Origin of the sequence: Pseudomonas sp. BF-R-30, assembly GCF_019956175.1 — a bacterium.
Classification (GTDB): Bacteria; Pseudomonadota; Gammaproteobacteria; order Pseudomonadales; family Pseudomonadaceae; genus Aquipseudomonas; species Aquipseudomonas jessenii.
In genome coordinates this window covers 182561-203297 of record NZ_JAHBDE010000066.1, presented here as the reverse complement: position 1 = coordinate 203297, position 20737 = coordinate 182561, and the positions used below count along the sequence as shown (strand labels likewise).

Genomic DNA, 20737 nt, shown 5'->3' with positions numbered 1-20737 from the left:
CTGTCGGCTTTTACGAATGACAGAAAAGGGAGTGCCCAATGTCAGACAAAAGCCGCCAGATGACCCCCGAAGAAGCCGCCGAATTTACCGAACAGGTATTCAACAAGGCACGGGAGGGCGATGCGGCGATGATGGCCGCGCTGCTGACCAAGGGTTTGCCGCCGAACCTGCGTAACCACAAGGGCGATACCTTGCTGATGCTGGCCGCGTATCACGGTCATGTGGACACGGTAAAAGTCCTGCTGGAGCACAAGGCCGACCCGGAGATCCGCAACGACAACGGCCAGAGCCCGATTGCCGGTGCCGCCTTCAAGGGTGACCTGGCGGTGATCAAGGCCTTGGTCGATGGTGGCGCCCAGGTTGAAGGCTCGTCCTTCGATGGTCGCACGGCGCTGATGATGGCGGCGATGTTCAACCGCGTCGAAGTGGTCGATTACCTGATCAGCAAGGGCGCCGACCCGAAAGCCAAGGACGCCAATGGCATCACCGCGCTGGAGGCTGCCAGGACCATGGGGGCTTCCGATACCGTTGCGCAGCTTGAGAAGCTGATTGGCTGATATCGAATGACTTGAGGCTGTTAATCCCAATTGTGGCGAGGGGGCTTGCCCCCGTTCGGCTGCGAAGCAGTCGTAGAATCAGCATGTGCGGTCTTTCTGATACACCCCAATTGAATGTTTTGGGGCCGCTTCGCGACCCAACGGGGGCAAGCCCCCTCGCCACAGGTCCGCACTTCCCTCATTAATGCGCTATCCTTCGCGCCCTCAAAATTCACCTCGCTACAGGATCCTCCCCATGAAAGCCGCACTCGTCGAACTCATCAGCAAAATCAGCTCCGGGTGCATGGGCGAAGACGAAATCCTCAAGGTCGCGGACGAAGCGGCCCAGGCCTACGCCGATCCCGAGGCTTTTCTGATGGCCAATCCGGACATCAACTACGACGAAACCTTCCCGATCCCGCTGGGTGAGTGGGTGGTGGTCGGCAGCCTGCCGGAAACGGTGCTGTTCCAGGCTGACACATACATGGACCTGTTCGCGCAGATCGTCGCCTCGTTCGGCCCGGGTGTGGAGTTCAATCTCAAGCCCAAGCAACTGGCCAGGACCGAAGCCCTGACCGCGCTCAACCGCATCCAGGTGCAGATGAGCAGCATGAACAAGGAAAACGGTGGCTACACGCTGATGAACTTCAGCCAGTTGCTCGATGACGAGTTGCAGGTGGTCCTGGTCTACGGCAACGACGTGCCACGGGTGCTGGAATTGTGCACCGAAGTGGGCATTACAGCCGCGCCATCCCTGGAAGCCCTGAAAGTGGCGATCCACGTCTGATCCAGACACTGTCAATAAAAAGGAATCCTCGCGACGACCGTCTATCCTGAGGGGGCATATCACTTTTCGGGAGCGTCACCATGGGTTCTACGTTCAACAGCCTGGTTGCCTTGATCATTTTTGTCCTGGACATCTGGGCCATCATCAACGTCTTCAAAAGTAGTGCCGGGACCGGGATGAAAATCCTCTGGGTACTACTGATCGCGCTGTTGCCGGTACTGGGACTGATCATCTGGGCCATTGCCGGGCCGCGGGGCAACGTCAAACTCTGAGCGTCGACACTGAACCTGTGGGAGCGGGCTTGCTCGCGAAAGCGGTGAATCAGTCAACATTTATAGCGACTGACACTACGCCTTCGCGAGCAAGCCCGCTCCCACATTCGACCTGTCATGTTCCGCGACGTAGAATGCGCGCCTTTCCCGGCCAATCGAGACGCTCGATTGGCCATCATGGGCGGGTAACCGTCCGTTGCCACCCGCATTCATCGGAGCACTTCCCATGAGCAACATCCCCGCCAGCGACTACCTGGAAACCCTCTACGAAGGCTACGGCCAGCGTTTTCGCATGGAAAAACTGCTGCACGAAGTGCGCACCGAGCACCAGCACCTGGTGATCTTCGAGAACCCGCGCATGGGCCGGGTGATGGCGCTGGACGGCGTGATCCAGACCACCGAAGCCGACGAATTCATCTACCACGAAATGCTCACCCACGTGCCGATCCTGGCGCACGGTGCCGCCAAGCGCGTGCTGATCATCGGCGGCGGTGACGGCGGCATGTTGCGTGAAGTGGCCAAGCACCGCAGCGTCGAGCACATCACCATGGTCGAGATCGACGGCACCGTGGTCGACATGTGCAAGGAATTCCTGCCGAATCACTCCAAGGGTGCATTCGATGATCCACGCCTGAACCTGGTGATCGACGACGGCATGCGTTTCGTCGCCACCACCACTGAAAAGTTCGACGTGATCATTTCCGACTCCACCGATCCGATCGGACCGGGTGAAGTGCTGTTCTCGGAAAACTTCTACCAGGCTTGCCACCGCTGCCTGAACGAAGGCGGCATCCTGGTAACCCAGAACGGCACGCCGTTCATGCAGATCGAAGAAGTGAAGACCACCGCCGGTCGCCTGCGCAGCCTGTTCCCGGACTGGCACTTCTATCAGGCCGCCGTACCGACCTACATCGGTGGTTCAATGACCTTCGCCTGGGGCGCCACCAATACCGCTTATCGCAAGTTGTCCCGCGAAACCCTGCAACAACGCTTCGCGGGCAGCGGCATCATCACCCGCTACTACAATCCTGAAATCCACATCGGCGCCTTCGCCTTGCCGCAATACGTGTTGCAGGCAGTGAACAAGCCAAGTAACGACTGATGGATTGAAACGCAGACCTGTAGGAGTGAGCCTGCTCGCGATGGACGTGAACGATGACGCGGGATGTCTGATTTAACGCGGCGTTCTCAAGTTTTTCGCGAGCAGGCTCGCTCCTACAGAGATTTGCGATGGGTGCAGATCCACCGGAACAATTAGCCAGCTAACAAGGTCGAGATAGAGGTAAGCCCATCCATGGGTTTTATCGAGGAGGCACCAATGCAAAAGTGGAAGGTCACTTTCGTGGATGATCATGGCGAAACCATCAACGAAGTCTTTGAGTGCACCGAGCGCCCGGACTACGAGCGTGCTGCCAAGCTCATCAAGGCCCGGCTTCTTCCTGTCGCCGCCGAACTGGATCTGAACGATCTGGAAGGGCGGACCAGTGACGCGAGCGTCAAAGAGCTCAAGTCCCAGAACAGCATTCAAATCCTCGACATTACTCCAATCTGAACAACACCTGTCGCATTCACATCCAGGCCTTGGCACGGGCTCTGTCTTGAGGCTACTCTGCAAGCGAGATCAGCGAATGAATCGCTAAGGTCTGGTCTTGTAGCTCCATGCTTGTTTCCCGCCGGCACATCGGTTGCCGTCGCTCGCGCTGTTCGGTTGCGGGTGAGGGAGTACGGAAAGTCTATCCATCGTTTTGAGGAGGACGTTTCATGAGCACAGCCTATCAAGAAGACATCAGCAGCAGCGTGCTGCGCCGCATGAAAGAAGGCGGTTTTGACTTTTCACGGTTTCATCCCATCGAGTTCTACGCCATTTTCCCGGATGAGGAGCGGGCACGCAGGGCGGCAGGTCATTTCCACCGTGGTGAATCCCTGGATGCGCAAGTCAGTGTGCGCGACGACGGCGCCTGGGCGCTGGAGCTGTGCAAGGTCATGTATGCCACCTACGATGATATCGGCGACTTCGAACAGGGTTTCGAAGCAGTGGTCGAGCCTCTGGGCGGCATCATCGAAGGCTGGGGTGTGAAACAGGAGGTACGAGGGCGACTCGCATAACCTTATGAACAGTGACAATCAGCAATCACGGCTGACCTTCGGGTTGGCCGTTTTCATTTGTGGGCGTTGGACACCAAAAAAAAGCCGCCAGGGCAGGCGGCTAAAAGGGAAGTCCGGTGAGCTTTTCAGCGAATGCCTGGATTATCCGTACCCATTGCCGGGCAGTGAAATCAACTCTGACTATGCTGGTGATAGGCGACCACCACGCCTTGCAATGAAGCGGGGGCGATCAGGTTGGGGCATTTACCGCACAGGATTGGTGCGGTACGTGCGCGTTGATTATCCAACCGATTGAAATTTAAGCGTTTATGCCGATGGCACGGGCCTTGCGAAGGTCTGGACGTCCGAGTGACAAGGAGTACGGCATGATCCGCACCTATTTTGATGAGATGTACGATGCCGGCGGCCTGGTCCGCCCGCATTATCGGGAGTTTGCCCGTTGGCTGGCCGAGACGCCTGACGAGCTTCTGGCACAACGGCGACGCGAGGCCGATCTGTTGTTTCATCGCGCCGGGATTACCTTCACGCTCTACGGGGACGAACAGGGCACAGAGCGCCTGATCCCCTTCGACACCATTCCACGCAGCATCCCCGCCAGCGAGTGGCGGATTGTCGAACGCGGCTGCATCCAGCGGGTCAAGGCGTTGAACATGTTCCTCGCCGACCTTTACCACGAGCAGCGCATCATCAAGGCCGGCATCATTCCGGCCGAGCAGGTGCTGGCCAACGAGCAGTACCAGTTGGCGATGCAGGGCCTGGACCTGCACCGCGATATCTATTCGCACATCTCCGGCGTCGACCTGGTGCGCGACGGCGACGGCACCTACTACGTGCTCGAAGACAATCTGCGTACGCCGAGCGGTGTCAGCTACATGCTCGAAGACCGCAAGATGATGATGCGCCTGTTTCCCGAGCTGTTCGCGGCGCAACGCATTGCCCCCATCGACCACTACCCGAACTTGTTGCTCGACACCCTGAAAAGTTCAAGCCCCATCGATAACCCGAGCGTGGTGGTGCTGACGCCGGGGCGCTTCAACAGTGCGTTCTTCGAACATGCGTTCCTGGCGCGGGAAATGGGCGTGGAACTGGTGGAGGGCGCGGACCTGTTCGTGCGTGACGACAAGGTCTACATGCGCACCACCGACGGGCCGAAAGCGGTCGACGTGATTTATCGTCGCCTCGACGACGCCTTCCTCGATCCCCTGGCCTTCAACCCGGAATCGATGCTCGGCGTGCCGGGGCTGCTGTCGTCCTACCGTTCCGGCAACGTGGTGCTGGCCAATGCCATCGGCACGGGGGTGGCGGACGACAAGTCTGTGTATCCGTTCGTTACCGACATGATCCGTTTCTACCTCGACGAAGAGCCGATCCTGAAGAACGTGCCGACCTGGCAATGCCGTAATCCGTCTGAGCTTTCCCATGTGCTGGCCAATCTTCCAGAACTGGTGGTCAAGGAAACCCAAGGCTCCGGCGGGTACGGAATGCTGGTGGGGCCGGCGGCGACGGCGGCGGAAATCGAAGCCTTCCGTGCGCGGATCATCGCCAAGCCCCATGCGTATATCGCGCAACCGACGCTGTCGCTGTCGACCTGTCCGACCTTTGTCGAAAACGGCATTGCGCCACGCCATATCGACTTGCGGCCGTTTGTCCTGTCGGGTCGTGAAACCCGGGTCGTGCCCGGCGGCTTGACCCGCGTCGCCCTGCGCGAAGGCTCCCTGGTGGTCAATTCCTCCCAGGGCGGTGGAACCAAGGACACCTGGGTGGTCGAGGATTAAAGGAAGCCTGTCATGTTAAGTAGAACTGCCTCGGATTTGTATTGGATGTCGCGTTACCTGGAGCGGGCGGAAAACCTCGCCCGGATGCTCGACATCAGCTATTCGCTGTCGCTGATGCCGCAGGACGGTCGTGGCGACGGTTTGCACGAACTGGCCATGCCGCTGTTGATCACCGGCACCCTGGACGATTACCTGGAGCGCCATGGCGAACTGCATGCCGAACGGCTGCTGCATTTCTTCGCCCTGGATGCGGCCAACCCGGCGAGCATCTACAGCTGTCTCGGTGCGGCACGGGCCAGCGCCCATGCGGTGCGTGGGCGCATCACCGCCGACATGTGGGAAAACATCAACGCCACCTGGCTGGAAATTCGCGGCATCGCCGAACAGGGCCTCAGTCGCTACGGCATGAGCCGTTTCTGCGAGTGGATCAAGGAACGTTCCCACCTGTTCCGGGGTGCGTCCTACGGCACCATCATGCGTAACGATGCGTTTCGCTTCATTCGTCTGGGGACCTTTATCGAACGGGCGGACAACACCTTGCGCCTGCTCGATGCCCGCTATGAAATGGCCGGCGATCAGGCCGAAGCGGTCAGCGATGGCACCGCTCACGCCTATTACCAGTGGAGCGCGTTGTTGCGGGCATTGTCGTCGTTCGAGGCCTACACGGAAATCTACCGCGACGCCCCTGGCGCCAGGCATGTGGCGGAGTTGCTGTTGCTGCGGGCCGATGTACCGCGATCCCTGCGCGCCTGCACCGAAGAAATCGACCAGATTCTCTCGCAATTGCCGGGGGCCAACGGTCGCCCGGCACAACGCCTGGCGGCAGAAATGGACGCACGCCTGCGCTACACCGGCATCCATGAAATTCTCGAAGAAGGCCTGCACGCCTGGCTGACCGAGTTCATCCCGCTGGTGCGCCAGTTGGGTAACGCGATTCACAGTTCTTATCTGGAGGCCGCATGAGACTTTCCATTAGCCACGAAACCACCTATCACTACGAAGACAAGGTGCGGGCGAGCATCCAGTATCTGCGCCTGACCCCCCACGACAGCGAGCGCCAGCACGTACTCAGCTGGCAGCTCGACCTGCCACGTCCGGTGCGGGCGCAACTCGATCCGTTCGGCAACATCCTGCATGTGCTGACCATGGACGAGCCCCATGAGGCGATCATCATCGGTGCCCGTGGCCAGGTCGATATCGACGAATTGCGTGAGGCCGAACACGAGAGCCAGTCGGCACTGCCGTTTCTGCGCTTCACCCGTTTGACCGAAGCCGACGCCGCCCTGCGTGCGTTCGCCGAGAAGGAATGCAGACAACGCCGCGATCGCACGGCGCTGATCGATCTGATGCATGGCCTCAACCAGCATATGACCTACACGCCAGGTTCCACGGAAGTGGACACCAGCGCGGCCCAGGCCTTTGCCGGACGGTCCGGCGTGTGCCAAGACCACACCCACGCGTTTCTCGCCTGCACCCGCAGCCTGGGCATTCCAGCGCGTTATGTGTCGGGGTATCTGTACAGCGAGAACAGCGAACACCTGGCCAGCCACGCCTGGGCCGAAGCCTGGCTGGATGACGCCTGGTACAGCTTCGACGTGACCAATGAGCTGGCCCGGCCGGAACGCCATCTGAAACTGGCGGTGGGCCTGGATTACCTGGATGCCTGCCCGGTGCGCGGGATGCGCCGGGGCGGCGGGTGTGAGCAGATGCACGCCAAGGTGCTGGTGTCACCGACGCCAGCGCCGGTGATTTCAGTGCAGCAGCAGTAGGCGCGGTCCATGGAAATCAGGGAGCCTCTGTGGCGAGGGGGCTTGCCCCCGTTCGGCTGCGAAGCAGTCGCAAACTCGGCGAAAGCGATCTTTCTGATGGATTGCATCGCCTTGATGAGGGGCCGCTTCGCGCCCCAACGGGGGCAAGCCCCCTCGCCACAGAGTTGGGGGTTACTTGGTTGAGAGGGCCTTGCGCCCGACCATATGCCGCAAATACCCCACCAGCATCCCCAGATCCCCATCGGGCAACACCTCGGCCGAGAACCCGGGCATCTTCGCTTGCGGCCACTGGCGCAAACTCTGTGGATCGCGGATGTAGCGCTTGAGGAAGTCCGCACCGAAGTACTCGGTCGGGTTGTACGGAATATTCAGGTCCGGCCCGAATTGCGCGTCCCCGGCGCCATTGAGTCGATGACAGGCCAGGCAGTTCTTCTGGAACAACGCAAATCCCTTGTTCACCGGATCATCCGCCTTCAATGCCGGATCGGGCAGCAGTGCGGGAAAGCGCTCGGCCACGGGTGCCAGGCGTTTGATGCTCGCCACCTGGAATGGCCATTGTTCTGGGCTGATGTTGCCGGCCTGCGGATTGCTCCAGACCAGATAGAACGGCCCGGCGCCTGGCTTGCCTTCGGATAGCGGTGGCCAGGGTTTGGTCGGGTCTTCAATCGCCAGCCACGCCTGTGCACCCTGGGTATTGAGCAACGGCGCGGCGGTCATTTCGGCGGCAAAGCCATCCAGCGCCACGGCTTGCAAGTGGTCTTCAGGTTTGATGCCGGTCAGCAGTGCGGACAGCGGCACGGCGCGGTAGCTCATGTCCCGCTTGTAGGAAACGTCGTTGCTGATGTCGATGGTTTGAACCTGAGGATGCTTGAGCAATTGCTCGGTCTGCCAGGTGCGACTGTTCGCGCCCAGTTCCAGGTTCAGCTGTGCGGCATACAGGGGCGAGCCGAACAGCGTGGCCCCGAGCAGAATGAGCATTTTCAAGTGATCGCCGTCCATGTCGTGCAAGTGCCGCAAAGATTGGCACAGCCACGCTGGCCCGGGTAGCGGGCCAGTCACATTTTGAGAGTGGCAATTCAAAAACTGTGACGCCGTAGCTTTATAGACGCGACTAGCCGATGACCTTGGTCAGGTTCGGCAATATCAACAACAGCGTGGTGGCGAAAAGGATGAGCCCGGCTTGACGTACTTTCGATTGTTTGAACATGGCTTGACCGCCTTTTTTGTTATTTCCTGATGCCTGCCCGCATAGCATCCATGATGGCAGCGCGTTGCACTTCCTGTAGTGACGAGTGCCTCGGCAAAACCCGACGACAACTTCGTACATGTTCACCTTAGAGCCCGCGGTACGCTTGGCTTAGATCCATTTCGTATGGTGTTCTTCAAATTCGCGTTAAAAATGGCATGAGGCCTAGTGCCAGCTTCTTTGGCGCCCGTTGGCTAGACAGCTTGGTGTCCTGAATGGTAGCTGACTACCGTTCGTCTGAGCGTGAGCGTCAATGTCTGTGAGCGCTGCGGTCATTGAATCAAACGCGGCTCGGGCCAAGAGTGGGCGCTCGGTATTTACCCACCTGCACTGCGGTTCGAGGACGTCATGACCCAAGCATTGATTTTCGACGCGTTACGCACGCCCCGTGGCAAAGGCAAGGCCGATGGCGCCTTGCACAGCGTCAAACCGGTGAACCTGGTGGCTGGTTTGCTCACCGCACTGCAACAGCGCACGGCGCTGGACACCAGCCAGGTCGATGATGTGGTGCTTGGCTGCGTAACCCCGATTGGTGATCAAGGTTCCGACATCGCCAAGACTGCCGCTCAGGTGGCCGATTGGGATGTCAGCGTGGCGGGAGTACAGATCAACCGGTTCTGTGCTTCGGGGCTGGAGGCCGTGAACCTCGGCGCGATGAAAGTGCGTTCCGGTTTCGAAGACCTGGTGGTGGTCGGTGGTGTCGAGTCGATGTCCAGGGTGCCGATGGGCAGCGATGGCGGGGCCTGGGCGCTGGACCCGGCGACCAACCTGCACAGTCACTTCACGCCACAGGGCGTGGGTGCCGACCTGATCGCCACCCTTGAAGGCTTCAGCCGTCAGGACGTCGATGCCTACGCCCTGCATTCCCAGCAAAAGGCTGCGCGAGCGCGGGCCGATGGCTCGTTCAACAAATCGCTGGTGCCGGTGCAGGACCAGAACGGCATCATCCTGCTCGATCACGATGAGTTCATCCGCGCCGACTCGACCCTGGAAGGCCTGGGCAAGCTCAAGCCGAGTTTCGAGATGATGGGGCAGATGGGTTTCGATGCCACCGCGCTGCGGGTCTACAGCCATGTCGAGCGGATCAACCATGTGCACACCCCCGGCAACAGCTCCGGGATTGTCGACGGCGCGGCGCTGATGCTCATCGGCTCCGAAGCCAAGGGCCGGGCGTTGGGCTTGCAGCCACGGGCGCGCATTGTCGCCACGGCGGTCACCAGCACCGATCCGACCATCATGCTCACCGGCCCCGCGCCGGCGACCCGCAAGGCGTTGGCCAAGGCCGGGCTGCGGGTCGAAGACATCGACCTGTTCGAGGTCAACGAGGCGTTCGCGTCGGTGGTGTTGAAATTCATCAAGGACATGGCCGTCGATCCGGACAAGGTCAATGTCAACGGCGGCTCAATCGCCATGGGCCACCCGCTGGGCGCCACTGGCTGCGCCATTCTCGGCACCCTGCTCGATGAGCTGGAAGCCCGGCGCCTGCGTTATGGCCTCGCGACCCTGTGTGTCGGCGGCGGCATGGGCATTGCCACCATCATCGAACGCCTCTGAGCCCGGACATCAAGGAACCCAGTTATGAGCGAAGCCATTCGTTACGAAAAAGACCAGGACCAGATCGTCGTCCTGACCATCGACATGCCGGGCCAGAGCGCCAACACCATGAACGCGGTGTACCGCGAAGCCATGGCGGACTGCGTTACGCGCCTGGTGGCCGACAAGGACAGCATCGCCGGTGTGATCATCACCTCGGCCAAGAAGACATTTTTCGCTGGCGGCGATCTCAACGAGCTGATCAAGGTTGGCAAACCCCAGGCCAAGGCCTTCTACGACATGGTGCTGAACCTCAAGGGCCAGTTGCGCGCCCTGGAAACCCTCGGCAAGCCTGTGGTCGCGGCGATCAATGGCGCCGCACTGGGCGGCGGCTGGGAAATCTGCCTGGCCTGCCATCACCGCGTGGCGCTGGACCACCCGTCGGTGCAACTCGGCCTGCCGGAAGTCACCCTTGGTCTGCTGCCAGGCGGCGGAGGCGTGGTGCGCATGGTGCGCATGCTCGGCCTGGAAAAAGCCCTGCCTTATTTGCTTGAAGGCAAGAAAGTGCGGCCACCACAGGCATTGCAGGCAGGATTGATCGACGCGCTGGCGACCGATCACGAAGACTTGTTGGCCAAGGCGCGGACGTGGATTCTGGCCAATCCAGCGGCAGTGCAGCGCTGGGACGTGAAGGGTTACCAGATTCCGGGCGGCACACCGTCAAACCCGAAAGTTGCGCAGATGCTGGCTATTGCGCCTTCGATCCTGCGCAGTAAAACCCAGGGCACGATGCCCGCGCCAGAGAAAATCCTCTGCGCAGCGGTCGAGGGCGCCCAGGTGGACTTCGACACGGCGCACTTGATCGAAACCCGCTACTTCACCGAACTGACCACCGGCCAGGTCTCGAAAAACCTGATTGGCACGTTCTGGTTCCAGCTCAACGAAATCAATGCCGGCGGCTCGCGGCCTCAAGGCTTTGCACCTTATGTCACCCGCAAGGTCGGCGTGCTCGGCGCCGGGATGATGGGCGCCGGTATTGCGTTTGTCAGTGCGTCGGCGGGGATCGATGTGGTGCTCAAGGACATCAACCTCGCGGCGGCGCAGAAGGGCAAGGCGCATTCGGCGGCGCTGCTGGACAAGAAGGTTGCTCGCGGACAAATAAGCATCGAGCAACGCGACACCGTTCTGTCACGCATTCAAACCAGCGAAAGCGATGCCGACCTGGCCGGTTGCGACCTGATCATCGAGGCCGTGTTCGAGGATCGGGATTTGAAGGCCAAAGTCTCGTTGGCGGCGCAGAAGGTCGTCGGCGCGGACGCGGTGATCGCCTCCAACACCTCGACCTTGCCGATCAGCGGCCTGGCGTGTGCCGTGCCCGATCAGAGCAAGTTCATCGGCCTGCATTTTTTCAGCCCCGTGGAAAAAATGCCGCTGGTGGAAATCATCAAGGGCGCCAACACCAGCGATGAAACCCTGGCCCGCGGCTTCGATTACGTCCTGCAAATCAAGAAAACCCCGATTGTGGTCAATGACAGCCGCGGTTTCTTCACGTCGCGGGTGTTCGGCACCTTCACCAATGAAGGCATTGCCATGCTGGGTGAGGGCGTGAGCGCGGCGATGATCGAGACTGAAGCGCGCAAGGCCGGCATGCCGATAGGACCGCTGGCGATCTCTGACGAAGTTTCCCTCAGCCTGATGAACCATATTCGCCTGCAAACGGCCAAGGACCTGCAAGCAGAAGGCAAACCGCTGACAGAACACCCGGCATTTACCGTGATTGACTTGTTGCTCAATGAGTTCAAGCGTCCGGGCAAGGCTGGCGGTGGAGGTTTCTACGAGTATCCGGCGGGCGGCCAGAAACACCTGTGGCCTGAGTTGAAAACCCGCTTCGAGAAAGCCGACGGGCAGATTTCGCCCAAGGACGTGCGTGATCGCCTGCTGTTCGTGCAAGCCATCGAAACCGTGCGCTGTGTGGAGGAGGGGGTGTTGACCTCGACGGCGGATGCCAACATTGGCTCGATCTTCGGCATCGGTTTCGCCGCCTGGACCGGCGGTGCGCTGCAGTTCATCAACCAGTACGGCGTGCAGGACTTTGTGGCCCGAGCCCAGTATCTGGCCACACAGTATGGCGAGCGGTTCGCGCCTCCTGCCTTGCTGCTGGAGAAGGCCGCCAAAGGGGAGGCGTTCTAAGGGGGAGATGATGCATTTCGGGGCTTGCCTTGTCACAGCGTTTCAAGGCAGGCTCTGGGGTGTGCATTATTCCCATCACGTGTCAGGTATTTTTTATGTCGTTACGCATCTGCATTCTGGAAACCGACCACCTGCGTCCGGAATTGGTTGACCAATATCAGGGCTACGGGCAGATGTTCAAACACCTGTTTTCGCAGCAGCCGATTGCCGCCGAGTTCACGGTCTACAACGTGGTGCAGGGTGAGTACCCAAGCGACGACCTGACGTTCGACGCCTACCTGGTGACGGGCAGCAAGGCCGACTCTTTCGGCACTGACCCGTGGATCGAAACCCTCAAGAAATATCTGCTGACCCGCTACGAGCGCGGCGACAAGCTGCTGGGCGTTTGCTTCGGTCATCAGTTGCTGGCGTTGCTGCTCGGTGGCAAGAGCGAGCGTGCGACCCAGGGCTGGGGCGTCGGCACCCACAATTACAAATTGGCCGCCAAGGCGCCGTGGATGAACCCGGTGCGCGAAGAATTGACGCTACTGATCAGCCACCAGGACCAGGTCACGTCGCTGCCGGAGAACGCCACGGTTATCGCTTCCAGCGACTTCTGCCCGTTTGCCGCCTACCACATCAACGATCAGGTGCTGTGCTTCCAGGGGCATCCGGAATTCATCCACGACTACTCCCGTGCCCTGCTGGAAATTCGCCAGCAGGCACTGGGCGAGCAGGTCTACTCCAAAGGTATCGCGAGCCTGGACCAGGAACACCACGGCACCACGGTTGCCGAGTGGATGATGCGGTTTGTCGCGCACAAGCCAACAGCTGTTTAAAACCTGTAGGCGCGAGCCCTGCTTGCGATGGTCGTGAACGATAACGCGCCAAACCTGACAGCCCGCGGTGCTCTCGGGTTTTTCGCGAGCAGGCTCGCTCCTACAGCCACCCCGATTTCTTGAAGCTCGCCCACAACCCCAGACAACCCACCGTAATAAACCCCAGCACCCCGAAATACCCGTAGTGCCAGCTCAGCTCCGGCATGTTCTGGAAGTTCATCCCGTAGATCCCCGCCACCGCCGTCGGGAAGGCCAGGATCGCCGCCCAGGCCGCAAACTTGCGTTGCACCACGCTCTGGCGAGAGGCCTCCAGCAGCACCCCGACCTCAATCGTCTGGCTGGCAATATCCGCCAGCGTCGTCAGGTCTTCCATCTGCCGCGTTACATGAATCTGCACATCGCGAAAGTACGGGCGCATGTTCTTGTCGATGAACGGGAAGCTCAGCCTCTGCAATTCCTCCCCGATCTCAATCATCGGTGCCACATAGCGACGCAAGCGCAAAACATCACGACGCAGGCCATGTAGCTTCTGGATGTCGTAGTCATTGAGCGAGCCGCACAACACGTTGCGCTCCAACTCATCGATTTCCCCGTGAATGGCTTCGCCCATCGGCTGGTAGTTTTCGATCACGAAATCGAGGATGGCATAGAGTACGAAATCTTCCCCGTGCTCAAGCAATAGCGGACGCGCCTCACAGCGCTGTCGGACATGGGCGTAGGACGCGGAGTGACCGTTGCGCGCAGTAATGATGTAACCATTGCCGGCAAAGATATGCGTCTCGATGAACTCGAGTTTGCCCTCATGGCGGATGGGCGAATACGTCACGATGAACAGCGCATCGCCGAAGGTTTCCAGCTTCGGTCGGCTGTGCTTTTCCAGGGCGTCTTCGATGGCCAATTCGTGCAGGTTGAACTGGCGTTGCAGATTGTAGAGCTCCTCGGCGTTCGGCTCTTCGAGGCCGATCCAGACAAAGTGCCCGGGCTTTGCAGCCCAGGCTGCGCCTTCGTCAAGGCTGATATTAGTGACTCTCTTACCGGCGCTATAAACCGCAGCAGCAACAACTCTACCCATGATGGTGGTTCACTTCTTTTGGCAGCTTTCAATTGGCAACGAATGCATTGGCAGTGTGGATCAGCTTAGCCTTGCAGTGTTTGAGAGTCAGTTAAATCTGCCGAGTTCTGGGCAAAGACGCGCAGGCAAAAGAAAACCCGCACCAGGCGGGTTTCTTTTTCAGGCAGCTTGCAGTTGCCGGTCCATCGATTCGATGCATTCACGCATCTGCTCGCGGCACTGGGCGATCAGCAGGGGCATGTCGTCCAGGCTCAATCCGGCGGTGGGAATAGCCGGCAACGAGCGAATCAGGATTTTCCCGCTGCGCCAGCGGTTCAACCGCATGTGTTTGACGTAACTGCTGACGCACACCGGGACAATCGGCACCCCGGCGGCAATCGCCATCTGAAAGGCGCCTTTCTTGAAGGGCAGCAAGTCCTCACCCAGGTTGCGCGTGCCTTCCGGGAAAACCCAGATCGAGGTGTCTTTGTTTTGCAGGGTGTGGGTGGTGGTCAACATCGACTTGCGTGCCTTTTGCGCATTGCCACGGTCGATCAGCACATTGCCGGCCAGCCAGAACAACTGCCCGAACAGCGGCACCCACTTCAGGCTCTTTTTGCCGATGCACACGGTACGACGGGGCACCACGTTGCCAAACACAAACAGGTCATAGTTGGACTGGTGATTGGCGATGATCACGCAGCTGTCGGGTTTATCCATCAACGGCCCGACTTCGGCCTTCACTCGCAAACGCAAAATGCACATGGCCGGCCATGCGTACAGGCGTGCGCACAGGCGGCTGTTGTCCGGATTGAACGGCCGGCACAGGCCGAGCATCACCCCCAGCACACCCGCCACGATAAAGTGCAGGCCCATCAATGACATACGGCACAAAAACAGCATTTACAGGCCCCACCGGGACAAAAGGTGGCGCAGTGTACGGATGTGCACTGTTTTCGGCAATTGCTCCCAGGGAAGTGGGAGATCGAGGATGTTTGAGCTGATGTTTCCGACTGTTTGGTCAGATGCGGTCTAGAGCGGTCACAGACGTTTAATGCAGACACGTATGAAAAAGCCCGACACGACGGTCGGGCTTTTCGTTGCAGCAGATCCGGACTTAGCCCAAATGCTCCTGATCCTGGATGATCGCGTTGTCCAGGGCCTCCAGCAGCGCTTTGCGCACTTTCAATTTGGTGTTCTTGTGCGCGGTCATGTTGATCTTCTTCAACTGACGAGCCGCCGCCAGTGCCGCGCCTTGCAGTTCTTCAGGCGAGACCACGACATCGAGGAAGCCGGCCGCCACGGCGCCTTGTGGATTGAACATCTCGCCGTTGACCACCGAACGCTGCAACGCCACTTTGTTCAGGCGGTCACGGGCAATCTCGATGCCCGCGTGGTGCATGGTCATGCCGATCTGCACTTCGTTCAGGCCAATGCTGAACGCACCTTCAACGCCGATGCGATAGTCAGCCGACAACAGCAGGAACGCGCCCTTGGCCACCGCGTGCCCCGGGCACGCCACGATCACCGGGAAGGGGTGCGACAGCAGGCGGCGGGCCAGGGTCGAGCCGGCGGTCACCAGCGCCACGGCCTCTCTAGGACCGGCCGTCATCACCTTCAGGTCATAACCGCCAGAGAGAATGCCCGGCTGGCCGGTAATGATCACCACCGCACGATCAGCCACTGCCCGATCCAGCGCAGCGTTGAACTCGGCAATCACATCCGGGGAGATGGCATTGACCTTGCCATTGCTCAGGGTCAGGGTCGCGATACCGTCTTCGAGATGGTAGGAAATCAACTCACTCATGACGCTATTCCTTTCAATAAAGTTGGGCAGACGTTACCCACCGCCGCAAGCCAGGTAAAGCGCCGTGACTGACCCGCCAGTCACCCTTTGCCCGCCCGTCAGGCGCAGCCCGCCGTGCCTGCTGCGCATTCCCCTCTATATAGAAGAGGGCACGAAGCCGGAGATTGGCCGGTTTGCCATGGCCGGGAACGACCGGAAACGCTGAATCGCGTTAACCGCATGAAAATTCTGAAAAAAATGTTTGCCATCGGAAAAGCTTTCGACTACATTAGCGCGCCTCGACAGACAGAACATGTTTGAAGAGATACGGTGAAGTGTCCGAGTGGCTTAAGGAGCACGCCTGGAAAGTGTGTATACAGGAAACTGTATCGAGAGTTCGAATCTCTCCTTCACCGCCACATTCTGCAAACACAAACCCCTGATTTTCCTAGAGAAAGTCGGGGGTTTGTGGTTTTTGGCGTCTGAAAAAGGGCCGTATGTGAACAAAGTGGGAACGCAGATGATTTATGGGGTGTTCTAGCTCGCACGATATGAGTGAGAGCATCAGACAAGTACCTATCTCGCTAATGCCTGCTTTCGGTCAACCGTCTCCTTTCGTGCGAAGTGATTATAAAAATGCAGTCTTCTTAGGGAGTATCTATACAGATCCACTTAAGGGTGTCCCGCCCAGGTTAAGACCAGCAAGGTAGTGGCCAGCTAAAAACGCAGCAAGCGTAAGGCTTTACGCAACTCTCGGAAATTGCCTACAACCCCGGCGAGAGTCACCCCGATATCCTGCCTGCCTTGCAAAACAAACGCTTCCACACGAAAAACGCCGCTTTCCTGTTCTGGATAAGCGGCGTTTTTTTAAGCACGCGTTAGAGGCTTCTCCCACGCATCAGCGATGTCATTCGCGGTTGCTAAACCCTGTGCGGTATCATGATATAATACCATGAATAATAAACAGCTCAGCACCCTCAAAACCGTATTTTCAAGACCAGCCCCGGCCACCATGGAGTGGTCACGCATCGAATCTTTGTTCGGCGCTGCAGGGGCAAGAACCATCGAAGGCAATGGATCGCGAGTACGTTTTGAACTGAATGGCGTGGTGGCCACTTTTCATCGGCCCCACCCCGACAAAGAAGCCAAGCCCTACCAGGTGCGTGACGCCCGGGCTTTCCTTGAGCAAGCAGGAGTTACCCCGTGAACGTAATGAACTACAACGGCTACTCAGCCCGAATCGAGTACAGCGACGAAGACGGCCTGTTCGTCGGCCACATTGCGGGCATCAAGGATGTTGTCGGGTTTCACGGCGAGTCAGTCAAAGAACTTCGCACCGCATTCGAAGAGGCCGTCACCGATTATCTGGAGACTTGCGCCAAACTCGGCCGCACCCCACAGAAGCCCTATTCAGGCCATCTCAGTCTGCGCCTGGCCCCAGCCCTTCACGCGACGGTAGCTGTGAAAGCTCAGTTAGCCCACAAAAGTATCAATCAGTGGGTTGCTGATGTTCTTGATCGCGAGGCGCATGCTTAAGCAGTGAATAAGCCGATCCGGCTGTAGACTGCTCAAACTCTTCGAACGGAATCGACATCATGCTCTATCCTCGCGCCAGTTTTCGCGGCGCAGCCAGGCTCATTGCGGCTGTGTCGATAGTTGCCGCGTCATCACTGGCCCTCGCATCCGCCCCTGCGACTTTTCCCGACGCCCAAGCCAGTGACCCGGCCAAACTTGGCTGGATGGTCGGTTCGCCACCCTCCGCTGATCGCACCGTGCGTTTTGAAGACGGCAGCTATTTCCAGTTCCCGGCAATGCGCTGGAGTGTTTCGAATTTCCGGCAACTGATGCCGACGATCAACGTTTCACGCGGCCTGGGTGCTCCGGTTCCTCTGGAGACAGTGCTACGCAAAGATATCGACGGGATCAGTTTTGTCCCGCTTGGCGCCAAGGCGCCGATGACGTGGGAGCAATCCCTCGCGGCCACGTACACCGATGGCATTGTGGTGATGCACCGCGGGAAAGTTGTCTACGAACGTTACTTCGGCGTGTTGAAGCCGGACGGCCAGCACGCCGCAATGTCAGTGACCAAGTCCCTGGTCGGCACGCTGGGTGCCATGTTGGTGGCGCAGGGGCGCATCGATGCTGACAAGCGGGTTGCCGAATATGTACCGGAACTGGCGGATTCTGCGTTTGGCAGCGCCACGGTACGGCAGGTGCTCGACATGACCACGGGCCTCAAATACAGCGAGGACTACGCGGACCCGGATGCCGAAGTCTGGGCCCATGCCCGGGCAGGCAACCCGTTACCCAAACCCAAGGGTTATGAGGGACCGCGCAGTTACTACGAGTTTTTGCAGACGGTGCAACCGCAAGGCGAGCACGGCAAAGCGTTTGCCTACAAAACCGTCAACACCGACGTGTTGGGCTGGGTCATTGCCCGCGCCACCGGCCGCAATGTTGCGCAACTGCTGTCGGAGAACATCTGGAGCCGGTTGGGTGCCGAGCAGGACGGCTATTTCACAGTGGACTCCATCGGCACGCCGTTCGCCGGTGGTGGCCTGAATACGGGGTTGCGGGATCTGGCGCGTTTTGGCGAGATGCTGCGTAACGGCGGTCGGTTCAACGGCCACCAGATAGTGCCAGAGGCAGTGATCGACGATATCCGTGGCGGCGGCGATAAGCAGGCTTTCGCCAAGGCGGGTTACACATTGCTCAAAGACTGGAGTTACCGGTCTATGTGGTGGGTGACGAGCAAGGAAGGCGGGGCATTCATGGCGCGTGGGGTCCATGGGCAGCGCATTTATGTCGACCCGAAGGCCGAGATGGTCATCGTCCGCTACGCATCCCATCCGGTGGCCAACAACTCGGCCAATGATCCCGTCACTTTGCCGGCGTTTGACGCGTTGGCTGACTATCTGAACAGGAAGGAACACCCATGATCATCACCACGACCCAGTCCATCGAAGGCCGGCAAATTACCGCCTACCTGGACATCGTCAGCGCCGAGTCGGTGCAAGGGATCAACGTTGTCCGCGACGTGTTTGCCGGGATGCGCGACTTTTTCGGCGGGCGTTCCCAGACACTGGAGCGAGCGTTGAAGGAAGCACGCATTCAGGCCACCGATGAGATCAAGGAGCGGGCTCAGGCGCTTCAGGCGGACGCGGTGGTCGGGCTTGATTATGAGATCAGCATGCCGGCCGGAAAGGGAGGGATGGTCGTGGTGTTTGTGACCGGGACTGCGGTCAAGTTGAGGTAAAAGGTGAGAAGCCATTCGTCGGTCACGGGGAAATCCGAACGGCAGGTCCGTTAGTGACCGTCTAGTCTCAAAAACCTTGGCGATCGATATTCCTTCAGGCAAAGGGCTTGCCGCTGTCGATCGCGCTTTTTGAAAAGGGTGGAGAGATGGTTGATCCGTATATCGAGGACGATGGCGCAGAGTTTCCGATCAACAACTCCGTGCGGTGTGGTCAGACCCAGTATGTGGCCAGTTTCGGCGAGGACCAGACTGAGGTCGACAAGATCAAGACCAGGGCGTGCCGGGTACTGAAGGGCAAATTTTTACCCAAGGTGACAGCGCCGGTCAGGAAGTAATCGAACGTCAGGTAGACCCCGTCATAGAGCGGGGTTTTTCATGCTCGAAAAGTTTTATGACAATTTTTTTGAAGGGGGGGATCTTTCACGAACTTTTCACAACACCCTCCGTAATCTCGACTCATCCGTTAGAAAGCAACACCTGGCCCGTTTCCCCAGCGGGCTTTTTTTTGTCCGCGATAAAACCTTTTCGGTAAACGCTGTCCAACCCTCGCCAATCGCGAAGTTGGACCGGTGTGCTGGACTTTATCCGCGCAAAAGCATTCAATCTCGCCCCCTTTTGTGTACCCCCTATTTTTGAGGTTTTTGTCATGCGTTTAACACTGCCCGCTCTGGTTCTGGGGCTTCTGGTTGCTCAAGGTGCAATGGCTGGTGACGGCACTGCCGCGCTGGGCGGTGGCTTGGGCGGCGCATTGGGTAACGTCGTCGGCCAGAAGATGGGCGGCAGCACTGGCGCCGCGATTGGTGCGGGCGTCGCTGGCGCGGCAGGCAGCGCAGTTGCCGCCAAAAAAGGTCATCGCACCAGCGCTGCTATCGGTGGCGGTGTCGGCGCGGCCGGTGGTTCGGTGATCGGCAATAGCCTCGGCGGCAAGTCCGGTGCCACCATCGGTGCGGGCCTGGGCGGTGCATTGGGCGGCGGCGTGGGCAGCAACCTGGCCAATGGTCACAAGCGTCACTGATCCTGATCCAGATTTGAAAAGAGCCCGGCTTGATGCCGGGCTTTTTCATTTATGAACGTTTTACGCCGCAATGGCTCAAATCTTCCATACTCCCTTGAAGAATGTGAGGCGTGCCATGAACCCGAAAACCAACGACAAAAAAACCGTAAGCCAGAGTGCTCGGCGATTGATGTTGCCTGCGATTGTTTTTGGATTGTTGGTTTCTCAGGTGGCGCTGGCGGGAGGTAATGGAGATGCCGCAGTGGGCGGTGGTCTTGGTGGGGTGCTGGGCAATGTTGTCGGTGGCCAGGTGGGTGGCAGCACGGGTGCGGCCGTCGGTGCCGGAGTCGGCGGCGCGGCCGGTAGTGCCATTGCCGCGCCAAAGCGCAGTCGCACCGAAGCGGCGGTAGGCGGTGGTTTGGGCGCGGCGGGTGGATCAGTGATCGGCAACAGTCTTGGCGGTTCGACCGGATCGGCCATCGGTGCCGGTCTTGGCGGTGCAGCCGGTGGTGCGGTCGGCAATGATCTGGGGAGTGATAGCGGCCACTCCCATTCCGGTGGCGGACATAAACATTCGAACAAGCACCACAACAAGCACCACAATAAGCATCACTAGTT

Annotated in this window: 23 protein-coding genes and 1 tRNA gene; 20 read left to right on the top strand and 4 right to left on the bottom strand. The window is 59.2% G+C overall.

Going from position 1 to position 20737, the window contains the following annotated elements; translation table 11 throughout:
- The first annotated feature begins 38 nt into the window (after positions 1 to 38).
- From KGB20_RS25370 to KGB20_RS25330, 9 genes are all read left to right on the top strand, one after another.
- Positions 39 to 557: an ankyrin repeat domain-containing protein gene (locus KGB20_RS25370; RefSeq protein ID WP_057715742.1), complete on the top strand. Its 519-nt coding sequence runs from the start codon at positions 39 to 41 to the stop codon at positions 555 to 557.
- A gap of 235 nt (positions 558 to 792) precedes the next feature.
- A complete protein-coding gene (locus KGB20_RS25365) occupies positions 793 to 1323 on the top strand; it encodes a hypothetical protein (RefSeq protein ID WP_223533185.1) in 531 nt (176 codons plus the stop codon).
- An 80-nt stretch (positions 1324 to 1403) separates the two neighbouring features.
- Positions 1404 to 1595, top strand: a complete 192-nt coding sequence (locus KGB20_RS25360; protein WP_057715740.1) for a PLD nuclease N-terminal domain-containing protein — start codon at positions 1404 to 1406, stop codon at positions 1593 to 1595.
- A gap of 226 nt (positions 1596 to 1821) precedes the next feature.
- Positions 1822 to 2697: a polyamine aminopropyltransferase gene (gene speE, locus KGB20_RS25355; protein WP_057715739.1), complete on the top strand. Its 876-nt coding sequence runs from the start codon at positions 1822 to 1824 to the stop codon at positions 2695 to 2697.
- Between the two features lie 216 nt (positions 2698 to 2913).
- Positions 2914 to 3147 carry a hypothetical protein gene (locus tag KGB20_RS25350; RefSeq protein ID WP_150812355.1) on the top strand — a complete coding sequence of 78 codons (234 nt, stop codon included), beginning with the start codon at positions 2914 to 2916 and terminating at the stop codon, positions 3145 to 3147.
- A gap of 209 nt (positions 3148 to 3356) precedes the next feature.
- Positions 3357 to 3701 carry a ribonuclease E inhibitor RraB gene (locus KGB20_RS25345; RefSeq protein WP_007971898.1) on the top strand — a complete coding sequence of 115 codons (345 nt, stop codon included), beginning with the start codon at positions 3357 to 3359 and terminating at the stop codon, positions 3699 to 3701.
- A gap of 365 nt (positions 3702 to 4066) precedes the next feature.
- Positions 4067 to 5476: a circularly permuted type 2 ATP-grasp protein gene (locus KGB20_RS25340; protein WP_046042936.1), complete on the top strand. Its 1410-nt coding sequence runs from the start codon at positions 4067 to 4069 to the stop codon at positions 5474 to 5476.
- A 12-nt stretch (positions 5477 to 5488) separates the two neighbouring features.
- Positions 5489 to 6439, top strand: coding sequence for an alpha-E domain-containing protein (locus KGB20_RS25335; protein ID WP_057715736.1), 951 nt, complete (start codon positions 5489 to 5491; stop codon positions 6437 to 6439).
- Positions 6436 to 7245, top strand: a complete 810-nt coding sequence (locus tag KGB20_RS25330; RefSeq protein WP_057715735.1) for a transglutaminase N-terminal domain-containing protein — start codon at positions 6436 to 6438, stop codon at positions 7243 to 7245. Before KGB20_RS25335 ends, KGB20_RS25330 begins: the two co-directional genes overlap by 4 nt.
- Before the next feature lie 171 nt (positions 7246 to 7416).
- Here the strand turns inward: KGB20_RS25330 and KGB20_RS25325 are convergent, their stop codons facing one another.
- Positions 7417 to 8244: a c-type cytochrome gene (locus tag KGB20_RS25325; RefSeq protein WP_223533183.1), complete on the bottom strand. Its 828-nt coding sequence runs from the start codon at positions 8242 to 8244 to the stop codon at positions 7417 to 7419.
- 595 nt (positions 8245 to 8839) lie between these two features.
- On the opposite strand from KGB20_RS25325, the gene KGB20_RS25320 reads away from it, so the two are divergent.
- The 3 genes from KGB20_RS25320 to KGB20_RS25310 all read left to right on the top strand — a co-directional run bounded on the left by KGB20_RS25320 (position 8840) and on the right by KGB20_RS25310 (position 13032).
- Entirely contained in the window at positions 8840 to 10045 is a 1206-nt protein-coding gene (locus KGB20_RS25320; protein WP_007993058.1) for an acetyl-CoA C-acetyltransferase, read from the top strand.
- A gap of 24 nt (positions 10046 to 10069) precedes the next feature.
- Positions 10070 to 12214 carry a 3-hydroxyacyl-CoA dehydrogenase NAD-binding domain-containing protein gene (locus tag KGB20_RS25315; RefSeq protein WP_223533181.1) on the top strand — a complete coding sequence of 715 codons (2145 nt, stop codon included), beginning with the start codon at positions 10070 to 10072 and terminating at the stop codon, positions 12212 to 12214.
- A gap of 95 nt (positions 12215 to 12309) precedes the next feature.
- A complete protein-coding gene (locus KGB20_RS25310) occupies positions 12310 to 13032 on the top strand; it encodes an amidotransferase (protein ID WP_159389556.1) in 723 nt (240 codons plus the stop codon).
- Positions 13033 to 13132: 100 nt separating this feature from the next.
- Here the strand turns inward: KGB20_RS25310 and KGB20_RS25305 are convergent, their stop codons facing one another.
- The 3 genes from KGB20_RS25305 to KGB20_RS25295 form a co-directional block, all read right to left on the bottom strand.
- Entirely contained in the window at positions 13133 to 14104 is a 972-nt protein-coding gene (locus tag KGB20_RS25305; RefSeq protein WP_218542837.1) for a magnesium and cobalt transport protein CorA, read from the bottom strand.
- Between the two features lie 159 nt (positions 14105 to 14263).
- Positions 14264 to 14986, bottom strand: a complete 723-nt coding sequence (locus tag KGB20_RS25300) for a lysophospholipid acyltransferase family protein (RefSeq protein WP_057715729.1) — start codon at positions 14984 to 14986, stop codon at positions 14264 to 14266.
- Positions 14987 to 15200: 214 nt separating this feature from the next.
- Complete coding sequence (locus tag KGB20_RS25295; RefSeq protein ID WP_057715728.1) at positions 15201 to 15890, bottom strand: crotonase/enoyl-CoA hydratase family protein; 690 nt, start codon at positions 15888 to 15890, stop codon at positions 15201 to 15203.
- Between the two features lie 308 nt (positions 15891 to 16198).
- On the opposite strand from KGB20_RS25295, the gene KGB20_RS25290 reads away from it, so the two are divergent.
- The 8 genes from KGB20_RS25290 to KGB20_RS25255 all read left to right on the top strand — a co-directional run bounded on the left by KGB20_RS25290 (position 16199) and on the right by KGB20_RS25255 (position 20735).
- Positions 16199 to 16288, top strand: a tRNA-Ser gene (locus KGB20_RS25290).
- A gap of 533 nt (positions 16289 to 16821) precedes the next feature.
- The gene (locus tag KGB20_RS25285; RefSeq protein WP_218542839.1) at positions 16822 to 17076 is read left to right on the top strand and encodes a type II toxin-antitoxin system HicA family toxin; all 255 of its coding nucleotides are present in this window, start codon (positions 16822 to 16824) and stop codon (positions 17074 to 17076) included.
- A complete protein-coding gene (locus KGB20_RS25280) occupies positions 17073 to 17405 on the top strand; it encodes a type II toxin-antitoxin system HicB family antitoxin (RefSeq protein ID WP_150812359.1) in 333 nt (110 codons plus the stop codon). Before KGB20_RS25285 ends, KGB20_RS25280 begins: the two co-directional genes overlap by 4 nt.
- A gap of 59 nt (positions 17406 to 17464) precedes the next feature.
- Positions 17465 to 18808: a serine hydrolase domain-containing protein gene (locus KGB20_RS25275; protein ID WP_223533179.1), complete on the top strand. Its 1344-nt coding sequence runs from the start codon at positions 17465 to 17467 to the stop codon at positions 18806 to 18808.
- The gene (locus KGB20_RS25270; RefSeq protein WP_057715723.1) at positions 18805 to 19125 is read left to right on the top strand and encodes a YbjQ family protein; all 321 of its coding nucleotides are present in this window, start codon (positions 18805 to 18807) and stop codon (positions 19123 to 19125) included. Before KGB20_RS25275 ends, KGB20_RS25270 begins: the two co-directional genes overlap by 4 nt.
- A gap of 146 nt (positions 19126 to 19271) precedes the next feature.
- Entirely contained in the window at positions 19272 to 19460 is a 189-nt protein-coding gene (locus KGB20_RS25265; RefSeq protein ID WP_057716647.1) for a hypothetical protein, read from the top strand.
- A 311-nt stretch (positions 19461 to 19771) separates the two neighbouring features.
- The gene (locus KGB20_RS25260) at positions 19772 to 20140 is read left to right on the top strand and encodes a hypothetical protein (protein WP_007988063.1); all 369 of its coding nucleotides are present in this window, start codon (positions 19772 to 19774) and stop codon (positions 20138 to 20140) included.
- A 115-nt stretch (positions 20141 to 20255) separates the two neighbouring features.
- Positions 20256 to 20735, top strand: a complete 480-nt coding sequence (locus KGB20_RS25255) for a YMGG-like glycine zipper-containing protein (RefSeq protein ID WP_150812360.1) — start codon at positions 20256 to 20258, stop codon at positions 20733 to 20735.
- Positions 20736 to 20737: the final 2 nt, after the last annotated feature.

Excerpts from the sequence above, each read along its gene's own strand:
- KGB20_RS25370 (WP_057715742.1), top strand. The coding sequence starts at position 39 with ATGTCAGACAAAAGCCGCCAGATGACCCCCGAAGAAGCCGCCGAATTT.
- KGB20_RS25365 (WP_223533185.1), top strand. The coding sequence starts at position 793 with ATGAAAGCCGCACTCGTCGAACTCATCAGCAAAATCAGCTCCGGGTGC.
- KGB20_RS25360 (WP_057715740.1), top strand. The coding sequence starts at position 1,404 with ATGGGTTCTACGTTCAACAGCCTGGTTGCCTTGATCATTTTTGTCCTG.
- speE (WP_057715739.1), top strand. The coding sequence starts at position 1,822 with ATGAGCAACATCCCCGCCAGCGACTACCTGGAAACCCTCTACGAAGGC.
- KGB20_RS25350 (WP_150812355.1), top strand. The coding sequence starts at position 2,914 with ATGCAAAAGTGGAAGGTCACTTTCGTGGATGATCATGGCGAAACCATC.
- KGB20_RS25345 (WP_007971898.1), top strand. The coding sequence starts at position 3,357 with ATGAGCACAGCCTATCAAGAAGACATCAGCAGCAGCGTGCTGCGCCGC.
- KGB20_RS25340 (WP_046042936.1), top strand. The coding sequence starts at position 4,067 with ATGATCCGCACCTATTTTGATGAGATGTACGATGCCGGCGGCCTGGTC.
- KGB20_RS25335 (WP_057715736.1), top strand. The coding sequence starts at position 5,489 with ATGTTAAGTAGAACTGCCTCGGATTTGTATTGGATGTCGCGTTACCTG.
- KGB20_RS25330 (WP_057715735.1), top strand. The coding sequence starts at position 6,436 with ATGAGACTTTCCATTAGCCACGAAACCACCTATCACTACGAAGACAAG.
- KGB20_RS25325 (WP_223533183.1), bottom strand. The coding sequence starts at position 8,244 with ATGGACGGCGATCACTTGAAAATGCTCATTCTGCTCGGGGCCACGCTG.
- KGB20_RS25320 (WP_007993058.1), top strand. The coding sequence starts at position 8,840 with ATGACCCAAGCATTGATTTTCGACGCGTTACGCACGCCCCGTGGCAAA.
- KGB20_RS25315 (WP_223533181.1), top strand. The coding sequence starts at position 10,070 with ATGAGCGAAGCCATTCGTTACGAAAAAGACCAGGACCAGATCGTCGTC.
- KGB20_RS25310 (WP_159389556.1), top strand. The coding sequence starts at position 12,310 with ATGTCGTTACGCATCTGCATTCTGGAAACCGACCACCTGCGTCCGGAA.
- KGB20_RS25305 (WP_218542837.1), bottom strand. The coding sequence starts at position 14,104 with ATGGGTAGAGTTGTTGCTGCTGCGGTTTATAGCGCCGGTAAGAGAGTC.
- KGB20_RS25300 (WP_057715729.1), bottom strand. The coding sequence starts at position 14,986 with ATGCTGTTTTTGTGCCGTATGTCATTGATGGGCCTGCACTTTATCGTG.
- KGB20_RS25295 (WP_057715728.1), bottom strand. The coding sequence starts at position 15,890 with ATGAGTGAGTTGATTTCCTACCATCTCGAAGACGGTATCGCGACCCTG.
- KGB20_RS25285 (WP_218542839.1), top strand. The coding sequence starts at position 16,822 with ATGAATAATAAACAGCTCAGCACCCTCAAAACCGTATTTTCAAGACCA.
- KGB20_RS25275 (WP_223533179.1), top strand. The coding sequence starts at position 17,465 with ATGCTCTATCCTCGCGCCAGTTTTCGCGGCGCAGCCAGGCTCATTGCG.
- KGB20_RS25270 (WP_057715723.1), top strand. The coding sequence starts at position 18,805 with ATGATCATCACCACGACCCAGTCCATCGAAGGCCGGCAAATTACCGCC.
- KGB20_RS25265 (WP_057716647.1), top strand. The coding sequence starts at position 19,272 with ATGGTTGATCCGTATATCGAGGACGATGGCGCAGAGTTTCCGATCAAC.
- KGB20_RS25260 (WP_007988063.1), top strand. The coding sequence starts at position 19,772 with ATGCGTTTAACACTGCCCGCTCTGGTTCTGGGGCTTCTGGTTGCTCAA.
- KGB20_RS25255 (WP_150812360.1), top strand. The coding sequence starts at position 20,256 with ATGAACCCGAAAACCAACGACAAAAAAACCGTAAGCCAGAGTGCTCGG.